The sequence below is a fragment of the Rathayibacter sp. AY1B7 genome, from assembly GCF_002932735.1.
Classification (GTDB): domain Bacteria; phylum Actinomycetota; class Actinomycetes; order Actinomycetales; family Microbacteriaceae; genus Rathayibacter.
Genome location: NZ_PSWK01000003.1, coordinates 60545 through 87151 on the forward strand (window position 1 = coordinate 60545; position 26607 = coordinate 87151).

Here is a 26607-nt window from a genome sequence, read left to right on the forward strand (position 1 = left end):
CCGATGTGCCCGAAGACGTCCTCCCCGTGATCGGCTCGATCGCGCTCGCCGTGGTGATCGCGGTCGTGATCGCCGTGGTCGCGACCGCCGTCGTCGCCCTCGTGCTGCGCTCGGTCGGCAAGCGCAAGACCTGGGCGCGCCTGCTGATCCGGCGTCTGCGCATCCCGTTCCGCGTGCTGCTGATGACCATCGCGGTCTGGGCCGCGCTCGCCGCCACCGTGTCGGGCGACCCCTGGCCGGGTCTCGTGCAGCGGGTGTTCCAGATCGCCACGATCGGCGCGGCGGCGTGGGTGATCGGATCCCTGTTCGTGTTCCTCGAGGACCTGGGCGCCGAGCGCTACCGGACCGACACGGCCGACAACCGCCGGGCACGCCGCCTCCGCACGCAGATGACGATCATCCGGAGGGTCGCCGTGGCGGCCGTCGTGGTCATCGCGATCGGCGCCTCGCTGCTGACCTTCCCCGAGGCCCGCACGGCCGGTGCGAGCCTCCTGGCCTCGGCCGGCGTGCTCTCGATCGTGGCGGGCCTGGCCGCGCAGTCGAGCCTCACGAACATCTTCGCCGGGATGCAGCTCGCCTTCAGCGACGCCATCCGCCTGGACGACGTGGTGATCGTCGAGACCGAGTGGGGGCGGATCGAGGAGATCACGCTGACCTACGTCGTCGTCCACCTCTGGGACGACCGCCGCCTGGTGCTGCCCACGAACTACTTCACGACCCAGCCGTTCCAGAACTGGACCCGCACCGGGTCCGAGCTGCTCGGCGCCGTCGAGCTCGACCTGGACTGGCGGGTCAGCCCCGAGCAGATGCGCGAGGAGCTGCACCGCATGCTCGAGGAGACCGACCTCTGGGATCGGCGCACCAGCGTGCTGCAGGTGACCGACGCGACGGGCGGCTTCGTCCGGATCCGGGTGCTCGTCACTGCGAAGGACGCGCCGACGCTCTTCGACCTGCGCTGCTACGTGCGCGAGCGGCTCGTCTCGTGGCTGCACGAGAACGACCCCGTCGCCCTCCCGCGTCAGCGCGTCGAGATGGAGCGGGAGCCCGCTCCCGCCGCGACCCCGCGCCGGCACGGGTCCTCCGCCCCGGACAACCTGTTCTCGGGCGACGAGCGCTCGAACGAGCGGGGGGCGATGTTCACAGGTCTCATCGACCTGCGGGACACCCCGAAGCGGGACACCCCGAAGCGGGAGCTGCCGCCGCGGGACTGACTCCTGCGAGGACGCCGCTCGCACGGCCGCACCCGGGGTGCGCGCGGCGAGCGGCGTCCGCAGGGCGGTCAGCGGTTCACGGAGCTCATGTCGGCGTAGCGGTCGCCGACGGGGGCCTCGAGCGAGCCGAGGACGTCGAGCTGCTCCGCGGTCAGCACGAGGGCGTCCGCGGCGGCGTTCTCCTCGATGCGCGAGACGCGCTTGGTGCCCGGGATCGGAGCGATGTCCTCGCCCTGGGCGAGCAGCCAGGCGAGCGCCACCTGCGCGGCGGTCGCGTCCGCCTCTGCCGCCACACGGTCGACGGCCTCCACGATGCGGAGGTTCGCCTCCAGCGCTCCGTCGGCGAAGCGGGGGTTGTCGCGGCGGAAGTCGTCGCTGCCCAGCTCGGCGACCGAGCGGATGCTGCCCGTGAGGAAGCCGCGGCCCAGCGGCGAGTACGGGACGAAGCCGATGCCGAGCTCGCGGAGGACCGGCAGCACCTCCGCCTCGGGGTCGCGGGTCCAGAGCGAGTACTCGGACTGCACAGCGGTGACCGGGTGCACGGCGTGAGCGCGCCGGATCGTCGCTGGCGCCGCCTCCGAGAGGCCGTAGCCGCGGAGCTTGCCCTCCTGGATCAGCTCCGCGAAGGCCCCGGCGGTCTCCTCGACCGGGACGCCCGGGTCCATGCGGTGCTGGTAGTAGAGGTCGATGCGGTCGGTGCCGAGGCGCGCGAGCGAGCCCTCGACGGCGAGCCGCAGGTTCTCCGGGGAGCCGTCGAGTCCGCGGCCCCCGTCGCCGCGGTGGCGGATCATGCCGAACTTGCTCGCCAGCACCACCTCGTCGCGGCGGCCTGCCAGCGCGCGGCCGAGCAGCTCCTCGTTGGTGTACGGGCCGTAGATCTCGGCGGTGTCGAGGAACGTGACGCCGAGCTCGAGGGCGCGGTGCACGGTGCGGATCGACTCCGCGTCGTCGGTGCCGGCGCCGGTGTAGAACGCCGACATGCCCATCGCGCCGAGACCGAGGCGCGAGACCTCGAGGGCGGCGACGTCGGATCCGAGGGTGATCGTCTTCATCAGTGGGTGGTCCTCTCCTGGTACGCCGCGATCTTGATGTCGATCGCGGCGAGGCTGGCGTGTGTCCGGGCGAGCTGCGCCTCGACCTCCTCGCGGTGCGTCCGGAGCAGCGCGAGGCGCTCCGGCTCCGTGGCGGGCCCGATCCGGAGGAGCCGGGCGTACTCGCGGATCCGCGCGATCGGCATCCCGGTCGCGCGGAGCTTGGTGAGGAAGTCGACCCAGCCGACGTCGGCCGGCCGGTAGCGGCGGTGCTGCGACGAGGCGCGCTCGACCGGGTCGAGCATGAGCCCGGCGCGCTCGTAGTAGCGCAGGGTGTGCACGGTGAGACCGGTGACGGCGGCGACCTGCGAGATCGACAGCACCTCCGGCTCGGCCGGGGCGGCGGTGGCGGTGGACATGGCGTCAACCTACGACTTCGAGTGCGCTCGAGGTCAAGCGGGAGCGGGCGACTCAGCCGACCTCGCGGCTGAAGCCCAGGAGGGCCTCGGCGATGCGGGCGTCCGCCTCCTCGTGGCTGATGGTCGCCTCGCCGTCGCCCGCCTGCGGCCCGTACCAGCCGAAGTGGGCGTGGTTGGCGCCGTCGATCTCGACGAGGTCGGCGGAGGAGGGCAGCCGGACGCTCGCGTCGGCGACCTTCTCCGGCGTGCTGAGCCCGTCCTCCGATCCGCTGACACTGAGGACGGGGAGCCCGGAGCCCGAGAGGTCGTTCGCGCAGTAGCTGCCGAGCAGCACCAGGCCCGCCACGGCCGGGTCCTCGGCCCACTGGCAGGCCTTCACGCCGCCGAGGGAGTGGCCGCCGACGAGCCAGCGGTCGACGCCCTCGGCCTGGCTGGTGAAGGTCTCGAGCGAGCGGAGATCGAAGAAGGCCAGGTGCAGGATCGGCCGCGTGATCACGACGGTCGCCCCGGCGTCGACCAGCGGAGCCAGGGTCGCCTCGTAGGAGGAGGCGTCGACCTTCGCTCCGGGGATGAAGACCAGGCCCGTGCCGGCCAGCTCGCCGGTCGAGGTCGGCGTCATCACGAGCGCGTCGTCCGTGCGCTCGACCGCGATCGCCGGATCGGCGCGCACGCGGGCGAGGGCGTCCTCGTCGGGGCCGCTGACGATCGAGCTCCATGTGAGGAAGCCGAGGACCGCGACTCCGAGGACTCCGCCGATGCTCGCGAGAACGACGCGGCGGCGCCTCATCGGGCTGCCGCGATCGCGTCGGCCGCCTGCACCAGGGCGAGGTGGGAGAGGGCCTGGGGAGTGTTCCCCGCGTGCCGGCGGCCCTCGACGTCGTACTCCTCCGAGAGGAGGCCCACGTCGTTGCAGAGCCCGACGAGCCGGTCCATCAGGGTCCGCGCGTCGTCGATCCGGCCGGAGTCGGCGTACTGCCGGACGAGCCAGAAGGAGCAGGCGAGGAACGGGTGCTCGCCGCCGGCGAGGCCGTCGACCGAGGACTCGGTCCGGTAGCGGTGCAGCAGGCCGTCCTGCAGGAGCACGCGCTCCAGCTCGGCGACGGTGCCCAGCATCCGCGGGTCGTCGGCGGGGACGAAGCCGACCATCGGCAGCACGAGGAGCGACGCGTCGACCTCGGGCGAGCCGTAGGACTGCACGAAGTGGCCGCGCTCGGCGTCGAAGCCCTGGGCCTCGATCTCGGCGCGCACCTCGTCGCGGAGGCGCTCCCAGGTCTCGACCGGACCGGGCAGGCCGTTCTCGCGCACGGCGCGGACGCCCCGATCGAGCGCGGCCCAGATCATGACCCGCGAGTGCGTGAAGTGCCGCGGCTCGCCCCGGATCTCCCAGATGCCGTTGTCCGGCCGCTGCCAGTTGGTCTCGACGAAGCCCAGGAGCGCGCGCTGGAGCGGCCAGGAGAACTCCGTCTCGTCCACTCCGGCCACGCGGGCCTCGTGCAGAGCGACCATCACCTCGCCGATCACGTCCGCCTGGTACTGGTCGACGGCGGCGTTCCCGATCCGCACGGGGGAGGCGCCGTCGTAGCCGGGCAGGCTCGGCATCTCCCGCTCGGGCAGGTCGCGCTCGCCGGCGAGGCCGTACATGATCTGCACGTCCTCCGGCGCGCCCGCGACCGCGCGGAGCAGCCAGGCCCGCCACTTCTGCGCCTCCTGCTCGAACCCGTGCGCGAGCAGGGCCTGCAGGGTGAGCGAGGCGTCGCGGAGCCAGACGTAGCGGTAGTCCCAGTTGCGGGCGCCGCCGAACTGCTCCGGGAGCGAGGTGGTCGCCGCCGCGACGATGCCGCCGGTCTCGTCGTCGGTCAGGGCGCGGAGGGTCAGCAGCGAGCGGACGACGGCGTCGCGGTGCGGCCCGTCGTAGTCGATCGCCGACGCCCACTCGGACCACCAGGAGAGCGTGCGCTCCAGCGCGCGGTCGACGTCGAGGCGCTTCGGCGCCCGCTGGTGCGAGGGGAACCACGCCATCGAGAGGTCGACGACCGCGTCCGCGTCGACGTCGAACTCCGCCGCGTGGGCGTGGTCGACGGCCTTCAACCGCACTCCGCGCACCACGACCGCGTCGGGCCCGGCGACGGCGACGAGCAGCGGATCCTCGTCCGTCCCCTCCTGCCGCACCCACGGCATGGTGCGGGCGTAGTCGAAGCGGATGCGCAGCTCCTGCCGCATCCGGACGGTCCCCGACACTCCGCGCACCCGGCGCACCAGCTCGGCGCGCTCGTCGCGCAGCGGCATCACGTCGACCACCTCGACGACGCCGGTGGGAGTCGTCCACCGGGTGACCAGCGCGAGCGTGTCGCCGAGGTAGTGGCGCTCGCTCGTCGCCTCCCCGTCCACCGGCCGCAGCGACCAGCGCCCCTGGTCGTCGCCGCCGAGGAGGGCGCCGAAGACGGAGGCGGAGTCGAAGCGCGGCAGGCACAGCCAGTCGATCCCCCCGTCGCGGGAGACGAGAGCGGCCGTGCGGCAGTCGGAGAGGACGGCGTAGCCCTCGATCGGGGAGACCATGCGGCGATCCTCTCAGGTGCGGCTGTGGCCTCCCAGTCAAGGCGGAGCGGGGCTCTTCAGCGCCGCCGTAGGGTGAGCCGCATGGCACAGACCGTCTCGACCCTGCTCATCCTCGGAGCGACGGGGGACCTGTCCTCGCGGCTCCTCCTCCCCGCCGTCGGCCAGCTGCTGACCCGCGAGACCGACCGGCGGGTCCACCTCGTCGGCGCAGGACGCGAGGACTGGACCCAGGAGCACTGGCACGAGGTGCTGACCGCCTCCTTCGCCACCGTCGAGGCGCAGGGCGAGGGCGTGGACGCGCTCACCTCCGGCACGCGCTACCAGCAGGTCGACGTCACCGATCCGGAGGCGCTCGCCGCACTGCTCGCGAGCTGCGCCGGTCCGGTGGCGGTCTACTTCGCCCTCCCGCCGGCGATCGCGGCGAAGGCCTGCGAGGCGCTCGCCGCCCACGACCTGCCGGAGGGCACCGTGCTGGCGTTGGAGAAGCCGTTCGGGACCGACGAGGCGAGCGCGCACGCCCTCAACCAGCGTCTCGCCGCGCTGGTCCCCGAGGACCGCATCCACCGCGTCGACCACTTCCTCGGCCGCGCGACCGTGATGAACGTGCTCGGCCTGCGCTTCGCGAACCGGATCCTCGAGCCGCTGTGGTCGGCCGAGCACATCGAGAGCGTCGAGATCGTCTACGACGAGCAGCTGGCCCTCGAGGGGCGGGCGAGCTACTACGACGGCGCGGGCGCGCTGACCGACATGATCCAGAGCCACCTGCTGCAGGTCCTCGCGGTGATCGCGATGGAGCCGCCGTCCTCGCTCGACGCGGCCGACCTCCGGGACGCGAAGTCGATCGTCCTGCGCGCCACCCGCCTGCACGGCGACGACCCCGCCGCGAGCTCGCGCCGCGCCCGCTACACGGCGGGGACGATCGACGGGCGCGAGCTGCCCGCCTACGCGGACGAGAAGGGCGTGGACCCCGCTCGCCGGACCGAGACGCTGGCCGAGCTGGTCGTCGAGATCGACACCTGGCGCTGGGCCGGCGTGCCGTTCACCCTCCGCTCCGGCAAGGCGCTCGGGGAGCGGCGGCGCGAAGTGGTCATCCGCTTCAAGCCGGTGCCGCACCTGCCCCGCGGCTTCGTGGGCACCGAGGCGCCGTCCGTGCTGCGGCTGTTCCTCGCGCCCGACCAGATGTCGCTCGAGCTGAACATCAACGGCCCCGGCGACCCGTACACGCTCGAGCGCGCCTCGCTGGAGGCGACCTTCGGCGCGGGCGAGCTGCTGGCGTACGGCGAGGTCATCTCGGGGATCCTCGACGACGACCCGTCGCTCTCGGTCCGCGGGGACGCCGCCGAGGAGTGCTGGCGCATCGTGCAGCCCGCGATCGACGCCTGGCACGCGGACCGGGTGCCGCTCGACGAGTACCCGGCGGGCAGCGAGGGACCCGGGAGCTGGCCGACGCTCTGACGGGCGGCCGGGGGAGGGGCGGCCGCGGGGGATCTCGAGACGGCGGCCGCGCCGCCTCCTCGATCAGCGGGGAAGGGCGACGTCGCTCGTCGGGTCGGCCGGAGGGCGAGCCCGCCGGCCGACCGCTCGGGTCAGGAGCGGGTCGCGACGGGGGTGTCGACGGCGACGTCGGCGGGGGCCGGCTCCGCCCAGACGGCGATCGGCTTCGGCTCCCAGGTGAGGGCGGCCGGCTCCACCGGGGGAGTGGAGGCGCGCATCGCGGGGATCGCCTCGGTGACCGGGGACGACGTCCGCTCGGCGCCGGCGCGGAGCTGCTCCTCCTGGATGGCGGCGGAGAGCTCGTGGGCGAGGGAGCGCGCGAGCATCCCGTGGAAGATCGGGTCGCGGTCGTCGTGGCTGCGGCGCGTGACGACCCAGGCGCCCTCGGATCCGACGAAGGCCGCGAGCCGCTCGTGGACGACGGCGAAGAGCTCGTCCTGCGTGAGGACGGGGGCCGCCTCGACGACCTCGGGGGCCGCCTTGCGACGCCTCAGACGAAACCTCATGACGAACCCCGTTTCCCGTGCCGGCAGCGACTGAGGACAGTGTCGCCGCCACCGGGTCGGGAGACCGGCCGACACGCCGCCCCGCGGGGAGGCGGCGCGTCAGGAGGGCCTAGCGGTCGCCCTTCTTGCCGCGCTCCTCCTTGACGATCTCCTTCGAGTCGTAGGACACGGAGCCCAGCGCGACGGTGACCGAGATGGCCCAGCTGACCCACTGGAGGGCCAGGCGCCAGTCGCGCGGGCCCTTGCGCGTGGTCTGCAGGATCGACCAGCCGCCGACGATCGCGCTGATGACGCTGGAGTTGAGGATGAACTTGCGCATGCGTGTGCCTCCCGTGTTCACCCCGACGCTAGCGGGTGCGAAAGCTCTCAGAGGAACGCTTGACAGCACCGAGGGGTTGTCCCGCTACGGTGGACCGCCGCCGGGACCCGAATCCTCGAGCCGGGGCACGCCGAGGAGAACGGGAACGACATGCGCACGGCTGTGATCGGGGCGGTGCTGCTCGTCGTCGGGGCGGTGGCCGTCGTCACGGGGGTCCTCCCGATGGACGCGCTGGGCGAGCTGGTCGAGCGGACGGCGCCGATCCTCGGCTTCGTGGTCGCGGTGACCGTGGTCGCCGAGCTGGCCTCCGAGGCCGGCGTCTTCACCGTGGTCGCCGAGCGCTCCGCCGAGTGGGGCCGCGGGCGGACCGCGGTGCTCTGGCTGCTGGTGGTGGCGATGGCCGTCGTCAGCACGGTGTTCCTCTCGCTCGACACGACCGCCGTGCTCCTGACCCCGGTCGTGGTCCTGCTCGCGGCGCACGTGCGCGTCCCGCCCCTGCCGTTCGCGATGGCCACGGTCTGGCTGGCGAACTGCGCCTCCCTCCTCCTCCCCGTCTCGAACCTCACCAACCTGCTCGCGCAGCGGCGCCTGGGGGTCGAGGGCCCCTTCGCCTTCGCCGCGCTGACCGCGGTGCCCGCGCTCGTCGCGGCCGTCGTGCCCGTGCTGATCCTCGCGATCCGCTACCGGCGCGAGCTGGCCGGGCGCTACACCCCGGGGGAGCGGACGCCGGTGGAGGACCGGGTGCTGCTGGTCGGCGCGGGGATCGTCGTGGCGCTGCTCCTGCCGGCGCTCGTCTCGGGCCTCGAGGTGTGGATCCCGGCGACGGTCGCCGCGGTCGCGCTGATCGTCCTCTTCGCGGTGCGCCGTCCCGCGGCGCTCACGCCCGCCCTCCTGCCGTGGCAGCTCGTCGTCTTCGCGGCGGGCCTCTTCGTGGCGATGGAGGCGGCGCACCAGCTCGGGCTGGGCGCGGCGCTCGCCGTGGTCGCGGGGGAGGGGAGCGGGACGCTCGACCTGCTGCGCCTCGCCGGCTCCGGCGCGGTCGCCTCCAACCTGGTCGACAACCTGCCCGCCTACCTCGCCCTCGAGCCCGTCGCGGCGGATCCGCTCCGACTGATCGCCCTGCTGATCGGCGTGAACGCCGGACCGCTGATCACCCCGTGGGCCTCGCTCGCCACCCTGCTCTGGCACCAGAGGCTGACCGCGCTGGGCGTGCACGTCTCGTGGCGCCAGTACGCGCTCCTCGGACTCGTCGCGGTCGTCCCGACGGTGGGCGGAGCGACGCTCGCCCTCGCCCTCGTGCAGGGCTGACCCGCCGTCCCCCGTGCGGGGCCGGCTGATAGCCTCGACGGGCACGACGACGGCTCGACCGACGAAAAGGGACCACCATTCCTCCGCACTCCGCCTCCGCCTCCTCCGCCGCTGACAGGACCGACGCCGGGACCTCGGGAGGGACAGAGCGCAACGCGTTCGTGGTCGTCTCGAACCGCCTCCCGGTGGACCGCGTCGTGGCCGAGGACGGCACCGCGTCCTGGAAGACCTCGCCCGGCGGGCTGGTCACCGCGCTCGAGCCGGTGATGCGCGCGAACGAGGGCGCCTGGGTCGGCTGGCCCGGCGTGGCCGATGAGGAGGTCGCCCCGTTCGTCGACAACGGCGTGCAGATCGTCCCCGTCGCCCTCAGCGCGCAGGAGCTCGAGGACTACTACGAGGGCTTCTCGAACGACACGCTCTGGCCGCTGTACCACGACGTGATCGCGCCCCCGACCTACCACCGCGACTGGTGGGACGCCTACGTGCGGGTCAACCAGCGCTTCGCCGAGGCGGCCGCGGCCGTGACGGAGGAGGACGGCGTGGTCTGGGTCCAGGACTACCAGCTCCAGCTCGTGCCCAAGATGCTGCGGGAGCTCCGGCCCGACGTCACGATCGGCTTCTTCAACCACATCCCGTTCCCGCCCTACGGGATCTTCGCGCAGCTCCCGTGGCGCCGGCAGATCGTCGAGGGCCTGCTCGGCGCCGACGTGATCGGCTTCCAGCGCCAGGGAGACGCGGGCAGCTTCCTCCGCGCGGTCCGGCGCCTGCTGGGCTACGACACCCGCAGCACGGTCGTCGAGGTCCCGGTCGAGGAGGAGGCCGTCGGCGGCACCCGCCGCGTCAACCGCTCGCGGCGCGGGGCGAGCGTGCGCCCGGTCGTCGCCCGGCACTTCCCGATCTCGATCGACTCCGCGTCGTTCGAGGCGATGGCGCGCACCCCCGAGATCCAGGCCCGCGCCGCCGAGATCCGCGCCGAGCTGGGCAACCCCGCGACGATCATGCTCGGCGTCGACCGGCTCGACTACACCAAGGGGATCGGCCACCGCCTGAAGGCCTTCGGCGAGCTCCTGGCGGACGGCCGCCTCACCTCCGAGGACGCGGTGCTGGTCCAGGTCGCGAGCCCGAGCCGCGAGCGCGTGGACACCTACCGGCAGCTGCGCGACGACATCGAGCTGCAGGTCGGCCGGATCAACGGCGACTACAGCACGCTCGGGCACCCGGCGATCAGCTACCTCCACCACGGCTACCCGCGCGAGGAGATGGTGGCGCTCTACCTCGCCGCCGACGTCATGCTCGTCACGGCGCTGCGCGACGGGATGAACCTCGTCGCGAAGGAGTACGTCGCGTCCCGCTTCGACAACGACGGCGTGCTCGTGCTGAGCGAGTTCGCCGGAGCGGCCGACGAGCTCAAGCAGGCCGTGCAGGTGAACCCGCACGACATCTCGGGGCTGAAGGACGCGATGGAGGCCTCGGCGCGGATGCCGCGCGTCGAGCGCACCCGGCGCATGCGCGCGCTCCGTCGCCGCGTGCTCGAGAACGACGTGGCGCGCTGGTCCGAGTCGTTCCTCTCCGCTCTCGCGGAGCACGCGGCCGGCCAGCAGCTCGACGTGCGGCCCGCCGCCCGCGGGCAGGAGGCGCCGCACGGCCAGGAGGCCGAGCACCGCGACGACGCGGCCCACGGACAGGCGGCCGAGCTCGAGCGGGAGGCCGCCGACGACCGCGAGCTCGACGGCGGCGCGCGATGAGCGAGGGAGTGCCCGAGCGGCTCGCGGCGGCGCTGCGGGAGCTCGCCGCGACCGACCGGCTCCTGGTGGCCCTCGACTTCGACGGCACCCTCGCGCCCGAGGTCGACGACCCCGCCCGCGCGCGGGCGCTCCCCGAGGCGCGCGAGGCCGTGCTGCGGCTCCTCGCCCTCCCCGGCACCCGGGTCGCGCTGGTCTCCGGCCGGGCGCTCGGGAGCCTGGAGGAGGTCTCGCAGCTGCCGGACGAGGCGCTGCTGGTCGGCTCCCACGGCATCGAGATCCGCCTCGACCCCGAGGAGGACGCGGTCCGGCTCGACGACGACGAGCTCGAGAAGGTGGGAGTACTCGAGGACGTCCTGAAGGGCATCGCCCGCGGGATCGACAACGTCTGGATCGAGGACAAGCCCGCCGGCTTCGCCCTGCACACCCGCCTCGCGACCGAGCGCCACAGCCGCGTCGCCCACGTCGTCGCCCTCTCCGAGGCGCGCGCCGAGGTGCAGGGGGTCACCGTCCGCGAGGGCAAGAACGTCCTGGAGTTCTCGGTCCGCTCGACCACCAAGGGCGAGGCCGTGCAGCACCTCCGCCGCTACACCGGCGCGACCGCCGTGCTCTACGCGGGCGACGACGTGACGGACGAGGACGCCTTCGCGGTCCTCGGCTCCGGCGACGTCGGCATCAAGAGCGGCGAGGGCACCACCGCGGCCTCCTACCGGGTCCGCGGTCCCGAGCAGGTCGCGCACGCACTCCGGCTGCTGGCCGACCTGCGCGCGGAGTAGCAGCCCCCTTCCGGCGGTCAGCGCCGGCGGGTCCCGGATCGCCGACTCGCCGAGGACGGCCGTCCGCCGACGCGGGGAGCGGCCGTTCGCGACGAGTCGGAGATCCGCGGGGACGTCCGCATCCGGTGCCGCTGCCGGAGGCCGGGGCCGGGACGGGTGCGCGGGCCGGTCCGGGTCCGCCCGGCGAGCAGGGGCACCGCGCGCGAGGCGGTAGCCTCATCGCATGCCGGAAATCGATTGGAAGCCCCGCTCGCGCACCGTCACGGACGGCATCGAGGCCACGACGTCGCGCGGGATGCTGCGGGCGGTCGGGATGGGCGATGACGACTGGGAGAAGCCCCAGATCGGCATCGCGTCCTCGTGGAACGAGATCACCCCCTGCAACCTCTCGCTCGAGCGCCTCGCGCGCTCCGCGAAGGAGGGCGTGCACTCCGGCGGCGGCTACCCGCTCCAGTTCGGCACCATCTCCGTCTCGGACGGCATCTCGATGGGCCACGAGGGCATGCACTTCTCGCTCGTCTCCCGCGAGGTCATCGCCGACTCCGTCGAGACCGTGATGATGGCCGAGCGCCTGGACGGCACCGTCATGCTGGCCGGCTGCGACAAGTCGCTGCCCGGCATGCTGATGGCCGCGGCCCGCCTCGACCTCGCCGCCGTGTTCGTCTACGCCGGCTCGATCGCTCCGGGCTGGGTCAAGCTCTCGGACGGCACCGAGAAGGACATCACGATCATCGACTCCTTCGAGGCCGTCGGCGGCGTCAAGGCCGGGATCATGTCCGAGGAGGACGCCAAGCGCATCGAGTGCGCCTTCGCCCCGGGCGAGGGATCCTGCGGCGGCATGTACACCGCCAACACCATGGCCAGCGTGGCCGAGGCGCTCGGCATGAGCCTGCCCGGCTCCGCCTCGCCCGCCGCCGCCGACCGCCGTCGCGACTACTTCGCCCGCAAGTCCGGCGAGGCCGTCGTCGAGCTGCTGCGCAACGGCACCACGGCCCGCGACATCCTCACCAAGGAGGCGTTCGAGAACGCGATCGCGGTGGCGATGGCCTTCGGCGGGTCGACCAACGTCATCCTGCACCTGCTCGCGATCGCCAACGAGGCCGAGGTCGACCTCACGATCGACGACTTCAACCGCATCGGCGACACGATCCCGCACATCGGCGACCTCAAGCCCTTCGGCAAGTACGTCATGAACGACGTCGACCGCCACGGCGGCGTCCCGGCCGTGATGAAGGCGCTCCTGGACGCCGGGCTGCTCCACGGCGACTGCCTGACGGTCACCGGGAGGACGGTCGCCGAGAACCTCGCCGCGATGGACATCGCGCCGCTGGACGGCGAGGTCATCCGCACCCTCGACAACCCGATCCACGCGACCGGCGGGCTCACCATCCTCAAGGGCTCGCTCGCCCCCGAGGGCGCGGTCGTCAAGACCGCCGGCTTCGACGCCTCCGTCTTCGAGGGTCCGGCCCGCGTGTTCGAGCGCGAGCGCGCCGCGATGGACGCCCTGACCGAGGGCCGGATCGAGAAGGGCGACGTGGTGGTCATCCGCTACGAGGGCCCCAAGGGCGGCCCCGGCATGCGCGAGATGCTCGCCATCACCGCCGCCATCAAGGGGGCCGGGCTCGGAAAAGATGTACTACTGTTGACGGACGGACGATTCTCAGGCGGCACAACCGGCCTGTGCATCGGCCACATAGCTCCCGAATCGGTGGACGCAGGTCCCATCGCATTCGTTCGCGACGGAGACCCGATTCGGGTCGACATCGCCGCTCGCTCGATCGACCTACTCGTCGACGAGTCCGAGCTCGCCGCCCGCCGAGAAGGCTGGGCCCCTCTCCCTCCGCGCTACACCCGCGGTGTCCTCGCCAAGTACGCCAAGCTCGTCCGCTCGGCAGCCGAGGGCGCCGTCACCGGGTGACCCGGCCCGCTCCGGCCGGCCGCGCACTCGCGTTCCCGGGCACTCGCCTCCGGCTCTGCCCGCCGCCGCACCACCTCCTGAAGGAATCGACACCCGCATGACTCCGGATCCGTCCGCCGTGCAGCCCGCACCGACGCCCCAGCCACCCCGACCCGCCCACGCTCCCGGGGCCGCCCCCGCGGCCGAGACCCTCACCGGAGCGCAGGCGGTCGTCCGCTCGCTCGAGATGCTCGGGATCGAGGACGTCTTCGGCCTTCCCGGAGGCGCGATCCTCCCGGTCTACGACCCGCTGATGGACTCCTCGAAGATCCGGCACATCCTGGTCCGCCACGAGCAGGGCGCCGGCCACGCCGCCGAGGGCTACGCCTCGGCGACCGGCAGGCTCGGCGTCTGCATCGCGACCTCGGGCCCCGGAGCGACCAATCTGGTCACCGCGATCGCGGACGCCTACATGGACTCCGTCCCGATGCTCGCGATCACCGGCCAGGTGTTCTCGACGCTCATGGGGACCGACGCGTTCCAGGAGGCGGACATCGTCGGCATCACGATGCCGATCACGAAGCACTCCATCCTCGTGACGCGCCCGGAGGACATCCCCTCGGCCCTCGCCTCCGCCGCGCTGATCGCCACCACCGGCCGCCCCGGCCCCGTGCTGGTCGACATCACGAAGGACGCGCAGCAGGACCAGGCGCCGTTCCTCTGGCCGCCGAAGATCGACCTGCCCGGCTACCGTCCGGTCACGAAGGCCCACGGCAAGCAGATCCAGGCCGCGGCCCAGCTGCTGGTCGAGTCGCGGAAGCCGGTGCTCTACGTGGGCGGCGGCACCATCCGCGCCCGCGCGGCCGCCGAGCTGAAGGCGTTCGCCGAGGCCTGCGGCGCCCCCGTGGTGACCACGCTGATGGCTCGCGGAGCGTTCCCGGACTCGCACGAGCAGCACCTGGGCATGCCCGGCATGCACGGCACCGTCCCCGCGGTGCTCGCGCTGCAGGAGGCGGACCTGATCCTCGCGCTGGGCTCGCGCTTCGACGACCGCGTGACCGGCAAGGCGGCGCTCTTCGCGCCTCACGCCAAGGTCGTGCACGTCGACATCGACCCGGCCGAGATCTCCAAGATCCGCACCGCCGACGTGCCGATCGTGGGCGACCTGAAGGACGTCCTCCCGGACCTCACCGACGCGTTCGCCAAGGCCTCCGCCGACGGCCGCGCCGACACCTCCGAGTGGTGGAGCTACCTCAAGGGCCTGCAGACGGAGTTCCCGCTCGGCTACACCGAGCCGAACGACGGCCTGCTCTCGCCGCAGTACGTCATCAAGCGCATCGGCGAGATCACCGGCCCCGAGGGCGTCTTCGCCTCCGGCGTCGGCCAGCACCAGATGTGGGCGGCGCAGTTCATCAAGTACGAGCGCCCCAACTCGTGGCTGAACTCCGGCGGCGCCGGCACCATGGGCTACTCCGTGCCCGCGGCGATGGGCGCCAAGGTCGGCGAGCCCGAGCGCACCGTGTGGGCGATCGACGGCGACGGCTGCTTCCAGATGACCAATCAGGAGCTCGCCACCTGCACGATCAACGACATCCCGATCAAGGTCGCGGTGATCAACAACTCCTCGCTCGGCATGGTGCGCCAGTGGCAGACCCTGTTCTACGAGGGCCGCTACTCCAACACCGACCTCAACACGGGTCACGACACCGTCCGGGTGCCCGACTTCGTGAAGCTCGCCGACGCCTACGGCGCGCTCGGCATCCGCGTCACGAAGCCGGAGGAGATCGACGACGCCATCCGCCTCGCCATCGCCACCAACGACCGGCCCGTGGTGATCGACTTCGTCGTCAGCCGCGACTCCATGGTCTGGCCGATGGTCCCGCAGGGCGTCTCCAACAGCTACGTCCAGTACGCCCGAGACCACAGCCCGACCTGGGACGACGAGGAGTAGACCCGCATGACGCACCACGTTCTCTCCCTGCTCGTCGAGGACAAGCCGGGACTGCTCACCCGTGTCGCCGGGCTGTTCGCCCGCCGCGGCTTCAACATCGAGTCGCTGGCGGTCGGTCCGACCGAGCTGGCCGGGCTCTCGCGCATCACGGTCGCCGTGGACGTCGAGGACCTGCCGCTCGAGCAGGTCACGAAGCAGCTCAACAAGCTCGTCAACGTGATCAAGATCGTCGAGCTCGACACCGACCAGTCGGTCCAGCGCGAGCACCTGCTCGTCAAGGTCCGCGTCGACAACGTCACGCGCTCGCAGGTGCTCGAGGCCGTCACGCTCTTCCGCGCCCGCGTGGTCGACGTCGCGACGGACGCCCTGGTGATCGAGGTCACCGGCGACACCGGCAAGACCAACGCGTTCCTGCGGGTGATCGAGCCCTACGGCATCAAGGAGATCGCGCAGTCGGGCCTGCTCGCCATCGGGCGCGGCTCCAAGTCGATCACCGAGCGCGTCTTCAAGAACTGACCGCGAACTCTCCACTACAGAAAAGGACTCACCACGTGACCGAGCTCATCTACGACGCCGACGCCGACCTCTCCATCATCCAGTCCAAGAAGGTCGCGATCGTCGGCTACGGCTCGCAGGGCCACGCGCACGCGCAGAACCTCCGCGACTCCGGCGTCCAGGTCGTCATCGCGCTGAAGGAGGGGTCGAAGTCGACCGCCAAGGCCGAGGACGACGGCTTCGAGGTCAAGAGCGTCGCCGACGCCGCGGCCTGGGCCGACCTGATCATGATCCTCGCGCCGGACCAGCACCAGCGCGCGATCTACAGCGAGCAGATCGCCTCCGCGCTGACCGAGGGCAAGACCCTCGCCTTCGCGCACGGCTTCAACATCCGCTTCGGCTACATCGAGGCGCCCGCGGGCGTCGACGTCATCCTCATCGCGCCGAAGGCCCCCGGCCACACCGTGCGCCGCGAGTTCGTCGCCGGCCGCGGCATCCCGGACATCATCGCCGTCGAGAACGACGCGACCGGCACCGCCTGGGAGACCGCGAAGTCCTACGCGAAGGCCATCGGCGGCACCCGCGCCGGCGTCATCAAGACCACCTTCACCGAGGAGACCGAGACCGACCTGTTCGGCGAGCAGGCCGTGCTCTGCGGCGGCACCTCGCAGCTCGTCCAGTACGGCTTCGAGACCCTCGTCGAGGCCGGCTACCAGCCCGAGATCGCCTACTTCGAGGTGCTGCACGAGCTCAAGCTCATCGTCGACCTCATGTGGGAGGGCGGCATCGCCAAGCAGCGCTGGAGCGTCTCCGACACCGCCGAGTACGGCGACTACGTCTCCGGCCCGCGCGTCATCGACCCGCGCGTGAAGGAGAACATGAAGGCCGTCCTCGGCGACATCCAGAGCGGCGCCTTCGCGAAGCGCTTCATCGGCGACCAGGACGCGGGCGGACCCGAGTTCCAGGAGCTGCGCGCCAAGGGCGAGAAGCACCCGATCGAGGAGACCGGCCGCGAGCTGCGCAAGCTCTTCGCCTGGAAGCAGACCGACGAGGACTACACCGACGGCAGCGTCGCGCGCTAGTCGCACCGCGTCGACCGGGGGAGCCCCGGCCCGACGAGGGACCCGTCCACCGGGATCCCCTCGCCGGGCCGGGGCTCCTCCGCGTCCGGGGCGCGACTACTGCTCGAGCTCGCGGACGAGACGGCGGAGACCGCCCTTCGGCGGGACGAGGACGGGGTCCGGCCACCGGGGCGAGAGGTGGTCGCCGAGCGTGACCCGGCGCAGCTTGCGGCCGACGAGGGGGAGTACCCAGTCGGCGGCCCAGCGGCGCTGCTCGCGCAGCCGCGCGCGGAGGCGGAGCGGCTCGGGGGTGTCCCAGGGCCCGGTCGAGATCGTGTGCGGCACGCCGAGCGTGTCGAGCACGCGACCGGCCAGGACGCGGTGGCCGCGCTTGGAGAGGTGCATCCGGTCGGGCGACCAGAGCACGGGGGAGTGGAACTCCCGCATCGCCCAGTAGTCGACGAGGATCGCGCCCCGCTCGCGGGCGATCCGGCGGACGGCGCTGTTGTAGAGGTGGTTGCGGCGCAGGAACATCCGCGGGGCGGGCAGTCCCGGGATGTCGACGCCGGTGAAGAGCACGAGGGAGGCGCCGGTGGTCGCGAGCGCGTCGACGAGCGCCTCGTAGCGGGTGATCAGATCGACGGTGTCGGTGCCGAGGTCGAGGATGTCGTTGCCGCCGGCGTACAACGTGATCAGGGTGGGGCGGAGCGCGAGGGCGGGCGCGAGCTGGTCCTCGGTGATCTGGGCGAGGCGCTTCGAGCGGACGGCGAGATTCGCGTACTCCCAGCCCGGCTCGGCCTTCGCCAGGCGCTCGGCGACGCGGTCGGCCCAGCCGCGCACCCCGTTCGGCAGGCGCGGGTGCGGGTCGCCGACCCCCTCCGTGAAGGAGTCGCCGAGGGCGACGAAGCGGCGGCGGCGGTCGTCCATCCGCTCAGCCTCGCCCCCGGGGGAGGACGCGGGGTGTCCGCCGGGTGTCGGGGAGGCGGCGGCGGGCTCCGAGCCTCCTGCGAGGTGCGCGCGGCTAGGGTGTTGCGGTGATCGATGGTGGACCGGGCCGCTCCCCGGAGGACGACGACGCGGCGACCCCGCCGGTGGACCGCGGGCCGGACGCCGGCCCGGAGGACGACGCCGACGACGAGGCCCTGGAGTGGGCGGGCGGGGGCGCGGACCCGACGCTCGCCGCGGGGACGGCGCGCGTGCGCCTGACGCCCCGCACGGTCGCGGGGGCGGGCCCGGCGGACGACGGCTCGGACGACGACGACTCCGAGGACGAGGACCCCGACGACGAGGCCGCGTCCTCGTCCGCTCTGCTGATCGCCGCGGGCATCGCGGCCGGCCTCTACCTCCTGTACGCCATCGCCTGGGCGATCACGGCGACGCGGCAGTCGCCGGTCGCCGCGGCCGGCTTCGCGGGCGATGCGCTCGGCGGCGCCCTCTACTCGCTCGGGCTCTGGCTGGCGGTCCTGGCGCCGCCGGTGTGGTTCGCCGTGGTGCTCCTCGCCACCCGCGACTCCCGGGTGCGCACCCGCGTGCTCTGGCTGGTCGCCGGACTCGTCCTCCTCGCTCCGCTGCCGTTCCTCAAGGGGGCCTAATGACCGACTCGACCCGGGCCACCCTCGGCGGGACCGGCCGGCGCGACCGGCCCGGCCGGCGCCTGGCCGCCTCCGTCCTCGTCGCCGTGGTGTTCGCGCTCTTCTTCGCCTGGGACGTCTGGGAGGCGGTCGGCAACCTGATCGGCCTGCGCAGCTACGCGGCCTCCCTCGGCACCGACCTGAATCCGACGGGCTGGGCGGTGCTCCTGCTCGGCCTGGTGCTGCCGGTCGCCTGCTTCGTCGCCGCCGTCCTGCTCGGGCGCCGCCGGGGGCTCCCGGCGCGCGTCGGACTGCTCGCGGCGGCCCTCTGCCTCTCGGCGGCGCTCTCGCTCGACGTGCAGCTCGTCCTCGGCGTCGAGAGCCTGGTCTCGCTGAGCTGACCGGCGGCGTCACACGGCGCGGGGCGCGCGCACCCCTCCGCTACAGTGACGGGGGGCTGCCGACGCCCCCGCCTCGGTGCCCGCTCCGTCCCCTCTCCGAAGGAAGCGCCTCTCGTGACAAAGCCGGTCGTCCTGATCGCCGAAGAACTCTCGCCCGCCACCGTGGACGCGCTCGGTCCCGACTTCGAGATCCGCTCCGTGGACGGCACCGACCGCCCGGCGCTGCTCGAGGCCCTCGCTACGGCGCACGCGATCCTGGTGCGCTCCGCGACGCAGGTCGACGCGGAGGCGATCGCCGCGGCCCCCTCGCTCCAGGTGATCGCCCGCGCCGGTGTGGGCCTGGACAACGTCGACATCACCGCCGCGACCGCCGCGGGCGTCATGGTCGTGAACGCGCCGACCTCGAACATCATCTCGGCCGCCGAGCTCACCGTCGGCCACATCCTGAGCCTCGCCCGCCACATCCCCGCCGCCCACAGCGCGCTCGCGCAGGGCCTCTGGAAGCGCTCGAAGTACACGGGCGTCGAGCTCTACGAGAAGACCGTCGGCATCATCGGCCTCGGCCGCATCGGCGCGCTGATCACCGCGCGCCTGCAGGCCTTCGGCGTGAACGTCGTCGCCTACGACCCCTACGTGACCAGCGCCCGCGCGCAGCAGCTCGGCGTCACGCTCCTCTCCCTGGAGGAGCTGCTGGCCGAGAGCGACTTCATCACGATCCACATGCCGAGGACCCCCGAGACGACGGGCATGATCTCGGACGATCAGCTGGCGCTGATGAAGCCGTCGGCGTTCATCGTGAACGTGGCCCGCGGCGGCCTCATCGACGAGGACGCGCTGCACCGCGCGCTCGTCGCGAAGACCATCGCCGGCGCCGGGCTCGACGTGTTCGTCAAGGAGCCGCCGACCGGATCGCCGCTGCTCGCCCTCGAGAACGTGGTCGTCACTCCGCACCTCGGAGCCTCGACCGACGAGGCGCAGGAGAAGGCCGGCGTCTCGGTCGCCCGCTCGGTGCGCCTCGCGCTCTCGGGCGAGCTCGTGCCGGACGCCGTGAACGTCGCCGGCGGCGTGATCGACGAGTACGTGCGCCCCGGCATCCCGCTGGTCGAGAAGCTCGGCCAGGTCTTCTCGGGCCTCGCGGACTCGCCGGTCACCTCCATCGACGTCGAGGTGCGCGGCGAGCTCGCCGGCTACGACGTGAAGGTCCTCAAGCTGGCGGCTCTCAAGGGCGTGTTCACCAACGTGGTCTCGGAGACGGTGTCCTACGTCAACGCGCCGGTGCTCGCGGAGCAGCGCGGCATCGAGGTGCGCCTGATCACGGAGCCGGTCTCGGACGAGTACCGCAACGTGATCACGCTGCGCGGCGCGCTCTCGGACGGCTCGCAGATCTCGGTCTCGGGCACGCTGACCGGCACCAAGCAGGTCGAGAAGATCGTGGCGATCAACGGCTACGACGTCGAGGTCCCCCTCGCGAAGCACCTCGTCGTCATGAGCTACGTCGACCGCCCGGGGATCGTCGCGGTCTACGGCCGCGAGTTCGGCGACGCCGCGGTCAACATCGCGGGCATGCAGATCGCGCGCACCGAGGCGGGCGGCAAGGCGCTCTCGGTGATCACCATCGACTCTCCCGCCCCGGACGGCCTGCTCGAGAAGGTCCGCGTCGCGATCGACGCCGACCTCATGCAGGAGATCGACATCACCGAGCAGTGAGCACGCGGCGGTTCGCTCAGGTCGACGTCTTCGGCGCCGCGCCGTTCCGGGGCAACCCGGTGGCGGTCGTCGTCGACGGCGACGGCGTGGGCGACGCCGCGATGGCGGAGTTCGCGCGCTGGACGAACCTGTCCGAGACGACCTTCCTCCTCCGCCCGAGCGACCCCGCGGCCGACTACCGGCTGCGGATCTTCACGCCGGGCGGGGAGCTGCCCTTCGCCGGGCACCCGACCCTCGGGAGCGCGCACGCCTGGCTCGCGGCCGGAGGGACGGCCCGCGCGGCGGGGGAGCTCGTGCAGGAGTGCGCCGCGGGTCTCGTCCGACTGCGGGTGACGGAGGAGGGCATCGCCTTCGCCGCCCCGCCCCGCCGGCGGACCGGACCGGTCGACGAGGCGACGCTCGAGCGGGTGGCTGCGGCTCTGCGGATCCCGCGCGCGGAGATCCTCGACCACGAGTGGGTCGACAACGGTCCCGGCTGGCTGGCCGTGCGGCTCGCGTCGGCGGAGCAGGTCCTCGCGCTGCGGCCGGACCAGGCTCTCCTCGCCGGGCTCCCCGTCGGCGTCGTGGGCGAGCATCCGGCGGGAGGCGAGTGCGCGGTCGAGGTGCGGGCGTTCATCCCCGACGCCGGCGTGTCCGAGGACCCGGTGACGGGGAGCCTCAACGCGGGAATCGCCCAGTGGCTGATCGGCAGCGGCGTGCTGCCCGAGCGCTACACGGCCGCCCAGGGGGCGGCGCTGGGCCGAGCCGGGCGCGTGCGCGTCGAGAGCACGGACGGCGCGATCTGGATCGGCGGCGCGACGGTGACCCTGATCGACGGGGTCGTCGAGCTGTAGCGGGTCCGCCGGGGCGGCGCGGCTCAGCTCCCGAGGAGGCGCTGGACGACCGCGAGGACGTCCTCGGCCTCGCCGCGCGACTGCGAGCCCGTGGGGAGCAGGGCGGAGTTGTAGTAGAGCCCGTCGCTCATCAGGACGATCGCCCGGGCGACGAGCGGGTCGCCCACGGCGTCGGCGACCACCTCGTTCCAGCTGTCGTGGATCCGCGCGAGGCCGCCGCTGGCGCGCTCGTCGTGCCCCTGCGCGATGCGCGACACGGCGAGGATCGTGCGGTCGAAGGCCGAGTCGGCGGCGAAGGAGGTGCGCAGCAGGTAGGCGACCACGCCCTCGGGAGCGGCGAGGCTCTGCGCGACGTCCGCCTCCCGCCGCGCGTCGAGGCGCTGCAGGAGCCCGTCGACGAGGGCGTCCTTCGAGGGGAAGTGGTAGAGCAGCCCGCCCTTGGAGACTCCGGCCTCGCGGGCGACGGCGTCGAGGGTCGCGGCGCGCTCGCCCTGCTCGATGAGGAGCTGCTCGAACGCGTCGAGGACGCGGTCGCGGGCGGGGGCAGGAGGCACGGCGACCATCCTACGGCGGATCAGTGGCGACTGTACCGGCTGGACGGTATACTCTCTCCGTTCTCCTCTGAAAGGTCGTCCCCGTGTCCGCGCGCACCGCTCCCGTCTCCACCCACGACACCGCCGGCGCCGCCGACAGGGTCGGGCGACGCGCCTGGGTAGCGCTCGCGGTGCTGATGCTCCCGGTGCTGCTGGTTTCGGTCGACAACACGGTGCTGAACTTCGCGCTCCCCTCGATCGCCGAGGACCTGGGCCCCTCCGGCACCGAGCTGCTGTGGATCGTCGACGCCTACCCGCTGGTGCTCGCGGGCCTGCTGGTGGCGATGGGCAGCCTCGGCGACCGCGTCGGGCGGCGGCGCCTCCTGCTGGTCGGCGCGGTCGGCTTCGCCGCCGTCTCGGTCGTGGCCGCGTTCGCTCCCACCGCCGCGGCGCTCATCGGCGCCCGCGCGGCACTGGGCTTCTTCGGCGCGATGCTGATGCCCTCGACGCTCTCGCTCCTGCGCAGCGTCTTCCCCGACCGCGACCAGCGCCGCCTCGCGATCGCGATCTGGGCGACCGGCTTCGCCGTGGGCTCGGGCATCGGCCCGCTGGTCGGCGGCGTGCTGCTCGAGCACTTCCCCTGGGGGTCGGTGTTCCTGCTCGCGGTGCCCGTGCTGCTCCCGCTGGTCGTCCTGGTGCCGATCCTGGTGCCGGAGTCGCGCGACCCGCAGCCCGGCCCGGTCGACGTGGTCAGCATCCTGCTGTCGCTGGCGACCATGGCGCCGGTCGTCTACGCGGTGAAGTCCTTCGCCGAGCACGGGATCGACGCGGTCGGCGTCGCGGCGCTCGTCGTGGGCGTCGTCTCGGGAGTTCTGTTCGTCCGCCGCCAGCAGCGCCGGGCCTCGCCGATGCTCGATCTCTCGCTCTTCCGCCGCGGCTCGTTCAGTGCGGCGATCGTGGTCAACCTCCTCAGCGTCACCGCGCTGGTCGGCGGGCTCTTCTTCCTCTCGCAGCACCTGCAGCTCGTGGTCGGGCTCTCGCCCCTGGAGGCGGGCCTCGTGCTCGTGCCGGGCCTCGCCGTGATGATCCTGGCCGGGCTCGGCGTGGTGCCGATCGCCCGCCGCGTCGCTCCGCGCCTCGTCGTCCCGGCCGGACTGCTGGTCTCGGCCGTCGGGTACATCCTGCTGGCCCTCGGCAGCGGGGCGCCGGGAGGAGCGTCCGCGCTCACCGTCGCCGTCGCCTTCGCGTTCCTCGGCCTGGGCATCGGTGCGGCTGAGACGGTGTCGAACGAGCTGATCCTGGCCAACGCGCCCGCCGACAAGGCCGGTGCGGCCTCCGCCGTCTCCGAGACCGCCTACGAGCTCGGTGCCGTCCTCGGCACCGCGACGCTCGGCACGGTCCTCACCGCCGTGTACCGCGGGGGAGTCGTGCTGCCCGAGGGCCTCGACGCCGCGCAGGCGCAGCGGGCCGGGGAGACCCTCGGCGGCGCCGTCTCGGTCGCCGGCGAGCTGCCCGCCGACTCCGCCGCGAGCCTCGTCGCGTCGGCGAGCGCGGCGTTCGACTCGGGCGTCGGCTGGTCGGCCTGGCTCGGTGTCGTCCTCGTGCTGGCCGCCGCCGCGGTCGGCGCCTGGCGCCTCCGCCGGAGCTGACGCTCCTCCTCTCCTCCCGAGGGAGGCCGCCCGCGACGCGCAGCGCCTCCCGGACGGCCCTCGCCAGCCCGACGGGGGCGCGTGCGCCGGACCGCGGCGCGGGCGGGCCGCGAGTACGCTGGGGGGACTCCGACCCCGTACGCCTGAGGACCGCCATGCCCCGCACCGTGAAGCTCGCCGTCATCCCCGGAGACGGGATCGGGCCCGAGGTGACCGCCGAGGCCGTCAAGGTCCTCGACGCCGTCACCGCCGACTCCGACCTTGTGCTCCAGACGACCACCTTCTCGCTCGGCGCCGCCCGCTACCTCGAGACCGGCGACGTCCTCACCGACGAGGACCTCGCGGCGATCGCGGGACACGACGCGATCCTCCTGGGCGCCGTCGGCGGAGCACCGGGCGACCCGCGCCTCCGGGACGCGAACATCGAGCGCGGACTGCTGCTGCGGCTGCGCTTCGAGCTCGACCACTACGTCAACCTGCGGCCCACCCGTCTCTACGCGGGCGTCCCCTCGCCGCTCGCGGCTCCCGGCGAGGTCGACTTCGTGGTCGTCCGCGAGGGCACGGAGGGGCCCTACGTCGGCACCGGCGGCTCGATCCGGCAGGGCACCCCGCACGAGGTCGCCAACGAGGTGTCGGTCAACACCGCCTACGGGGTCGAGCGCGTCGTCCGACACGCGTTCGAGCTCGCCCGCACGCGCCGCTCCCGGCTGACGCTCGTCCACAAGACGAACGTCCTCGTCTTCTCCGGCTCGCTCTGGAAGCGGATCGTCGACGAGGTGGGGGCCGCCTTCGAGGACGTGGACGTCGACTACCTCCACGTGGACGCCGCCACGATCTTCCTCGTGACCGACCCTGCTAGGTTCGACGTCATCGTCACCGACAACCTCTTCGGCGACATCCTGACCGATCTGGCCGGCGCGATCAGCGGCGGCATTGGACTCGCGGCCTCGGGCAACATCAACCCCGACGGCGCGTTCCCCAGCATGTTCGAGCCGGTCCACGGATCCGCGCCCGACATCGCCGGACGGCAGCTCGCCGACCCGACCGCCGCGATCCTCTCGGCGGCGATGCTGCTGGACCACCTCGGCCGGAGCGACGAGGCCGCCCGCGTCACCGCGGCCGTGACCGCCGACATCGAGTCGCGCGACGGCACCCCGCGCTCCACGGCCGCGATCGGCGACTCCGTCGTCGCCCGCCTCCGCTGATCCCCCGCAGAAGGACACCACCACGATGAGCACCGACTCCGCCCCCGCCGACCTCGCCTTCGAGGTGACCGCCGCCCCCGCGCCCCGCTCCGCCGAGGAGCGCGCCCGGATCCTCGCGAACCCCGGTTTCGGCATGCACTTCACCGACCACATGGTCGGCCTCCGCTGGACCCGCGCGGACGGCTGGCACAGCGCCCGCGTCGAGCCCTACGGCCCGCTCGCGCTCGACCCCGCCGCCGCCGTCCTGCACTACGCGCAGGAGATCTTCGAGGGGATGAAGGCCTACCGCCACGAGGACGGCTCCGTCTGGACCTTCCGCCCGGAGGCGAACGCGCGCCGCCTGCAGCGCTCGGCCCGCCGCCTCGCGCTGCCGGAGCTCCCGACGGACCTCTTCGTCGAGTCGCTGCGGCAGCTGATCGCGGTCGACGGCGACTGGGTCCCCTCGGAGCCGGAGACCAGCCTCTACCTGCGCCCGTTCATGTTCGCGCAGGAGGCGTTCCTCGGCGTGCGCGCGGCCGAGGACGTCGGCTACTACGTGATCGCCAGCCCCGCCGGCGCCTACTTCTCGGGCGGGGTCGCCCCTGTGTCGATCTGGCTCTCCACCTCCTACGCCCGGGCGGGCAAGGGCGGCACGGGAGCGGCGAAGACGGGTGGCAACTACGCCTCCTCCCTCCTTCCACAGCAGGAGGCCTACAGCCACGGCTGCGCGCAGGTCCTCTTCCTCGACTCGCAGGAGTCGCAGTGGATCGAAGAGCTCGGCGGCATGAACGTGGTGCTGGTGAAGAAGGACGGCACGCTGGTCACCCCGGAATCGGACTCCATCCTCGAGGGCATCACGCGCGACAGCGTCCTGCAGCTCGCCGAGGACCGCGGCCACCGCGTCGAGCGGCGCCGCGTGAGCATCGACGAGTGGCGCGACGGGGTGGCCTCCGGCGACGTGGTCGAGGTGTTCGCCTGCGGGACCGCCGCCGTGATCACCCCGATCGCCGAGCTCAAGGGCGAGGGCTTCTCCGTCGGCCGCGAGGGCGCGCCCGCCGGAGAGCTCACGATGTCGCTCCGCGAGGAGCTGACCGGCATCCAGTACGGACGCCGCGAGGACACGCACGGATGGATGACGAGGCTGGACGCATGAAGATCGCACGATTCGCCACGCAGCGCGACGGGGACAACGGGGGAGCGATCCACTTCGGGATCGTGGACGAGGACGACCTGGTCGTGCTCGCCGGCGACCCGATGTTCGCCGGGTTCGACACCACGGGGGAGCGCATCCCGATCGCGGAGGCGAAGCTCCTCGCGCCGGTGATCCCGCGCTCCAAGGTCGTCGGCATCGGGAGGAACTACGCCGACCACGCGGCTGAGATGGGCGGCGACGCCCCGGCGGAGCCGCTGGTGTTCCTCAAGCCGAACACGTCGGTCATCGGCCCGGACGAGGCGATCGTCCTCCCCGAGGACAGCCAGCAGGTGGAGTTCGAGGGTGAGCTGGCGATCGTGATCGGCGCCGTGGCCCGCAACGTCCGCGCGGAGGACTACGAGGACGTGGTCTTCGGGTACACGATCGCCAACGACGTCACCGCGCGCGACCTCCAGCGCTCCGACGGCCAGTGGGCGCGGGCGAAGGGCTACGACACCTTCTGCCCGCTCGGCCCGGTCATCGAGACCGAGTTCGTCTGGAACGAGAGCGCGATCGAGACGCGCGTCAACGGGCGCGTGCAGCAGTCGGGCAGCACCGGCGACATGATCCACGGGGTGCCCGAGCTCGTGGCCTACGTCTCGCGCATCTTCACGCTGCTCCCCGGGGACGTGATCCTCACCGGGACGCCCGCCGGCGTCGGGCCGATCGCGAACGGCGACACCGTCGCGGTGGACGTCGAGGGCATCGGCACGCTGTTCAACCCGGTGGTCGTCCGGCGCTGAGCCCGGGCCCTCCTCCGCGGAGGGACGA

At 72.9% G+C, this 26607-nt stretch carries 25 protein-coding genes; 17 read left to right on the forward strand and 8 right to left on the reverse strand.

What is annotated here, in order from left to right; translation table 11 throughout:
- Positions 1–5: 5 nt before the first annotated feature.
- Complete coding sequence (locus tag C5C95_RS02660) at positions 6–1211, forward strand: mechanosensitive ion channel family protein (protein ID WP_258065409.1); 1206 nt, start codon at positions 6–8, stop codon at positions 1209–1211.
- 68 nt (positions 1212–1279) lie between these two features.
- Here C5C95_RS02660 and C5C95_RS02665 read toward each other — a convergent pair whose 3' ends face one another.
- The 4 genes from C5C95_RS02665 to C5C95_RS02680 are packed head-to-tail and all read right to left on the reverse strand — an operon-like array spanning position 1280 to position 5217.
- Entirely contained in the window at positions 1280–2263 is a 984-nt protein-coding gene (locus C5C95_RS02665) for an aldo/keto reductase (protein ID WP_104223552.1), read from the reverse strand.
- Complete coding sequence (locus tag C5C95_RS02670) at positions 2263–2661, reverse strand: MerR family transcriptional regulator (RefSeq protein WP_104223551.1); 399 nt, start codon at positions 2659–2661, stop codon at positions 2263–2265. Before C5C95_RS02670 ends, C5C95_RS02665 begins: the two co-directional genes overlap by 1 nt.
- A 52-nt stretch (positions 2662–2713) precedes the next feature.
- Positions 2714–3448, reverse strand: coding sequence for an alpha/beta hydrolase (locus C5C95_RS02675; protein WP_104323736.1), 735 nt, complete (start codon positions 3446–3448; stop codon positions 2714–2716).
- Positions 3445–5217, reverse strand: coding sequence for a glycoside hydrolase family 15 protein (locus tag C5C95_RS02680; protein ID WP_104323737.1), 1773 nt, complete (start codon positions 5215–5217; stop codon positions 3445–3447). The genes C5C95_RS02675 and C5C95_RS02680 overlap by 4 nt, the downstream gene beginning before the upstream one ends.
- Before the next feature lie 81 nt (positions 5218–5298).
- Here C5C95_RS02680 and C5C95_RS02685 point away from each other — a divergent pair, with 81 nt between their 5' ends.
- Positions 5299–6672 (forward strand): glucose-6-phosphate dehydrogenase, encoded by a 1374-nt coding sequence (locus C5C95_RS02685; RefSeq protein WP_181065465.1) that lies wholly within the window; start codon positions 5299–5301, stop codon positions 6670–6672.
- A 131-nt stretch (positions 6673–6803) separates the two neighbouring features.
- On the opposite strand, the gene C5C95_RS02690 is transcribed toward C5C95_RS02685, so the two are convergent.
- Positions 6804–7217, reverse strand: coding sequence for a hypothetical protein (locus tag C5C95_RS02690; RefSeq protein WP_104268711.1), 414 nt, complete (start codon positions 7215–7217; stop codon positions 6804–6806).
- A gap of 109 nt (positions 7218–7326) precedes the next feature.
- On the reverse strand, positions 7327–7536 hold the full coding sequence (locus tag C5C95_RS02695; RefSeq protein WP_104323738.1) for a hypothetical protein: 210 nt from the start codon (positions 7534–7536) through the stop codon (positions 7327–7329).
- A gap of 150 nt (positions 7537–7686) precedes the next feature.
- On the opposite strand from C5C95_RS02695, the gene C5C95_RS02700 reads away from it, so the two are divergent.
- The 7 genes from C5C95_RS02700 (at position 7687) to ilvC (ending at position 16787) form a co-directional block, all read left to right on the forward strand.
- Complete coding sequence (locus tag C5C95_RS02700; protein WP_104323739.1) at positions 7687–8844, forward strand: SLC13 family permease; 1158 nt, start codon at positions 7687–7689, stop codon at positions 8842–8844.
- Positions 8845–9005: 161 nt separating this feature from the next.
- The gene (locus C5C95_RS02705) at positions 9006–10589 is read left to right on the forward strand and encodes a trehalose-6-phosphate synthase (RefSeq protein ID WP_104250140.1); all 1584 of its coding nucleotides are present in this window, start codon (positions 9006–9008) and stop codon (positions 10587–10589) included.
- Positions 10586–11362 carry a trehalose-phosphatase gene (gene otsB / locus C5C95_RS02710; RefSeq protein ID WP_104250141.1) on the forward strand — a complete coding sequence of 259 codons (777 nt, stop codon included), beginning with the start codon at positions 10586–10588 and terminating at the stop codon, positions 11360–11362. The genes C5C95_RS02705 and otsB overlap by 4 nt, the downstream gene beginning before the upstream one ends.
- Before the next feature lie 223 nt (positions 11363–11585).
- On the forward strand, positions 11586–13280 hold the full coding sequence (gene ilvD, locus C5C95_RS02715) for a dihydroxy-acid dehydratase (protein WP_104233215.1): 1695 nt from the start codon (positions 11586–11588) through the stop codon (positions 13278–13280).
- Positions 13281–13377: 97 nt separating this feature from the next.
- Positions 13378–15210 carry an acetolactate synthase large subunit gene (locus C5C95_RS02720; protein ID WP_104323740.1) on the forward strand — a complete coding sequence of 611 codons (1833 nt, stop codon included), beginning with the start codon at positions 13378–13380 and terminating at the stop codon, positions 15208–15210.
- A 6-nt stretch (positions 15211–15216) separates the two neighbouring features.
- Entirely contained in the window at positions 15217–15726 is a 510-nt protein-coding gene (ilvN, locus tag C5C95_RS02725) for an acetolactate synthase small subunit (protein ID WP_104223540.1), read from the forward strand.
- Positions 15727–15761: 35 nt separating this feature from the next.
- Complete coding sequence (ilvC, locus tag C5C95_RS02730) at positions 15762–16787, forward strand: ketol-acid reductoisomerase (protein WP_104223539.1); 1026 nt, start codon at positions 15762–15764, stop codon at positions 16785–16787.
- A gap of 96 nt (positions 16788–16883) precedes the next feature.
- On the opposite strand, the gene C5C95_RS02735 is transcribed toward ilvC, so the two are convergent.
- On the reverse strand, positions 16884–17693 hold the full coding sequence (locus tag C5C95_RS02735) for an SGNH/GDSL hydrolase family protein (RefSeq protein ID WP_104323741.1): 810 nt from the start codon (positions 17691–17693) through the stop codon (positions 16884–16886).
- A gap of 107 nt (positions 17694–17800) precedes the next feature.
- Between C5C95_RS02735 and C5C95_RS02740 the strand changes: the two genes are divergently transcribed.
- The 4 genes from C5C95_RS02740 (at position 17801) to C5C95_RS02755 (ending at position 21278) form a co-directional block, all read left to right on the forward strand.
- Complete coding sequence (locus C5C95_RS02740; RefSeq protein WP_104323742.1) at positions 17801–18358, forward strand: hypothetical protein; 558 nt, start codon at positions 17801–17803, stop codon at positions 18356–18358.
- A complete protein-coding gene (locus C5C95_RS02745; protein WP_104233218.1) occupies positions 18358–18738 on the forward strand; it encodes a hypothetical protein in 381 nt (126 codons plus the stop codon). The genes C5C95_RS02740 and C5C95_RS02745 overlap by 1 nt, the downstream gene beginning before the upstream one ends.
- Positions 18739–18852: 114 nt before the next feature.
- Positions 18853–20445, forward strand: coding sequence for a phosphoglycerate dehydrogenase (gene serA, locus C5C95_RS02750; RefSeq protein ID WP_104223535.1), 1593 nt, complete (start codon positions 18853–18855; stop codon positions 20443–20445).
- Positions 20442–21278, forward strand: a complete 837-nt coding sequence (locus tag C5C95_RS02755) for a PhzF family phenazine biosynthesis protein (RefSeq protein WP_104268716.1) — start codon at positions 20442–20444, stop codon at positions 21276–21278. The genes serA and C5C95_RS02755 overlap by 4 nt, the downstream gene beginning before the upstream one ends.
- 23 nt (positions 21279–21301) lie before the next feature.
- On the opposite strand, the gene C5C95_RS02760 is transcribed toward C5C95_RS02755, so the two are convergent.
- Complete coding sequence (locus tag C5C95_RS02760) at positions 21302–21841, reverse strand: TetR/AcrR family transcriptional regulator (protein ID WP_208543367.1); 540 nt, start codon at positions 21839–21841, stop codon at positions 21302–21304.
- Between the two features lie 74 nt (positions 21842–21915).
- On the opposite strand from C5C95_RS02760, the gene C5C95_RS02765 reads away from it, so the two are divergent.
- The 4 genes from C5C95_RS02765 to C5C95_RS02780 all read left to right on the forward strand — a co-directional run bounded on the left by C5C95_RS02765 (position 21916) and on the right by C5C95_RS02780 (position 26579).
- Positions 21916–23460, forward strand: a complete 1545-nt coding sequence (locus C5C95_RS02765; RefSeq protein WP_258059394.1) for an MFS transporter — start codon at positions 21916–21918, stop codon at positions 23458–23460.
- Between the two features lie 155 nt (positions 23461–23615).
- Positions 23616–24665 carry a 3-isopropylmalate dehydrogenase gene (locus C5C95_RS02770; RefSeq protein WP_104323743.1) on the forward strand — a complete coding sequence of 350 codons (1050 nt, stop codon included), beginning with the start codon at positions 23616–23618 and terminating at the stop codon, positions 24663–24665.
- Positions 24666–24690: 25 nt separating this feature from the next.
- A complete protein-coding gene (locus C5C95_RS02775) occupies positions 24691–25797 on the forward strand; it encodes a branched-chain amino acid aminotransferase (protein ID WP_104239273.1) in 1107 nt (368 codons plus the stop codon).
- Complete coding sequence (locus tag C5C95_RS02780) at positions 25794–26579, forward strand: fumarylacetoacetate hydrolase family protein (RefSeq protein ID WP_104309445.1); 786 nt, start codon at positions 25794–25796, stop codon at positions 26577–26579. The genes C5C95_RS02775 and C5C95_RS02780 overlap by 4 nt, the downstream gene beginning before the upstream one ends.
- The last annotated feature ends 28 nt before the right edge of the window (positions 26580–26607 follow it).

Excerpts from the sequence above, each read along its gene's own strand:
- C5C95_RS02665 (WP_104223552.1), bottom strand. The coding sequence starts at position 2,263 with ATGAAGACGATCACCCTCGGATCCGACGTCGCCGCCCTCGAGGTCTCG.
- C5C95_RS02670 (WP_104223551.1), bottom strand. The coding sequence starts at position 2,661 with ATGTCCACCGCCACCGCCGCCCCGGCCGAGCCGGAGGTGCTGTCGATC.
- C5C95_RS02675 (WP_104323736.1), bottom strand. The coding sequence starts at position 3,448 with ATGAGGCGCCGCCGCGTCGTTCTCGCGAGCATCGGCGGAGTCCTCGGA.
- C5C95_RS02680 (WP_104323737.1), bottom strand. The coding sequence starts at position 5,217 with ATGGTCTCCCCGATCGAGGGCTACGCCGTCCTCTCCGACTGCCGCACG.
- C5C95_RS02685 (WP_181065465.1), top strand. The coding sequence starts at position 5,299 with ATGGCACAGACCGTCTCGACCCTGCTCATCCTCGGAGCGACGGGGGAC.
- C5C95_RS02690 (WP_104268711.1), bottom strand. The coding sequence starts at position 7,217 with ATGAGGTTTCGTCTGAGGCGTCGCAAGGCGGCCCCCGAGGTCGTCGAG.
- C5C95_RS02695 (WP_104323738.1), bottom strand. The coding sequence starts at position 7,536 with ATGCGCAAGTTCATCCTCAACTCCAGCGTCATCAGCGCGATCGTCGGC.
- C5C95_RS02700 (WP_104323739.1), top strand. The coding sequence starts at position 7,687 with ATGCGCACGGCTGTGATCGGGGCGGTGCTGCTCGTCGTCGGGGCGGTG.
- otsB (WP_104250141.1), top strand. The coding sequence starts at position 10,586 with ATGAGCGAGGGAGTGCCCGAGCGGCTCGCGGCGGCGCTGCGGGAGCTC.
- ilvD (WP_104233215.1), top strand. The coding sequence starts at position 11,586 with ATGCCGGAAATCGATTGGAAGCCCCGCTCGCGCACCGTCACGGACGGC.
- C5C95_RS02720 (WP_104323740.1), top strand. The coding sequence starts at position 13,378 with ATGACTCCGGATCCGTCCGCCGTGCAGCCCGCACCGACGCCCCAGCCA.
- ilvN (WP_104223540.1), top strand. The coding sequence starts at position 15,217 with ATGACGCACCACGTTCTCTCCCTGCTCGTCGAGGACAAGCCGGGACTG.
- C5C95_RS02735 (WP_104323741.1), bottom strand. The coding sequence starts at position 17,693 with ATGGACGACCGCCGCCGCCGCTTCGTCGCCCTCGGCGACTCCTTCACG.
- C5C95_RS02745 (WP_104233218.1), top strand. The coding sequence starts at position 18,358 with ATGACCGACTCGACCCGGGCCACCCTCGGCGGGACCGGCCGGCGCGAC.
- C5C95_RS02760 (WP_208543367.1), bottom strand. The coding sequence starts at position 21,841 with ATGGTCGCCGTGCCTCCTGCCCCCGCCCGCGACCGCGTCCTCGACGCG.
- C5C95_RS02770 (WP_104323743.1), top strand. The coding sequence starts at position 23,616 with ATGCCCCGCACCGTGAAGCTCGCCGTCATCCCCGGAGACGGGATCGGG.
- C5C95_RS02775 (WP_104239273.1), top strand. The coding sequence starts at position 24,691 with ATGAGCACCGACTCCGCCCCCGCCGACCTCGCCTTCGAGGTGACCGCC.
- C5C95_RS02780 (WP_104309445.1), top strand. The coding sequence starts at position 25,794 with ATGAAGATCGCACGATTCGCCACGCAGCGCGACGGGGACAACGGGGGA.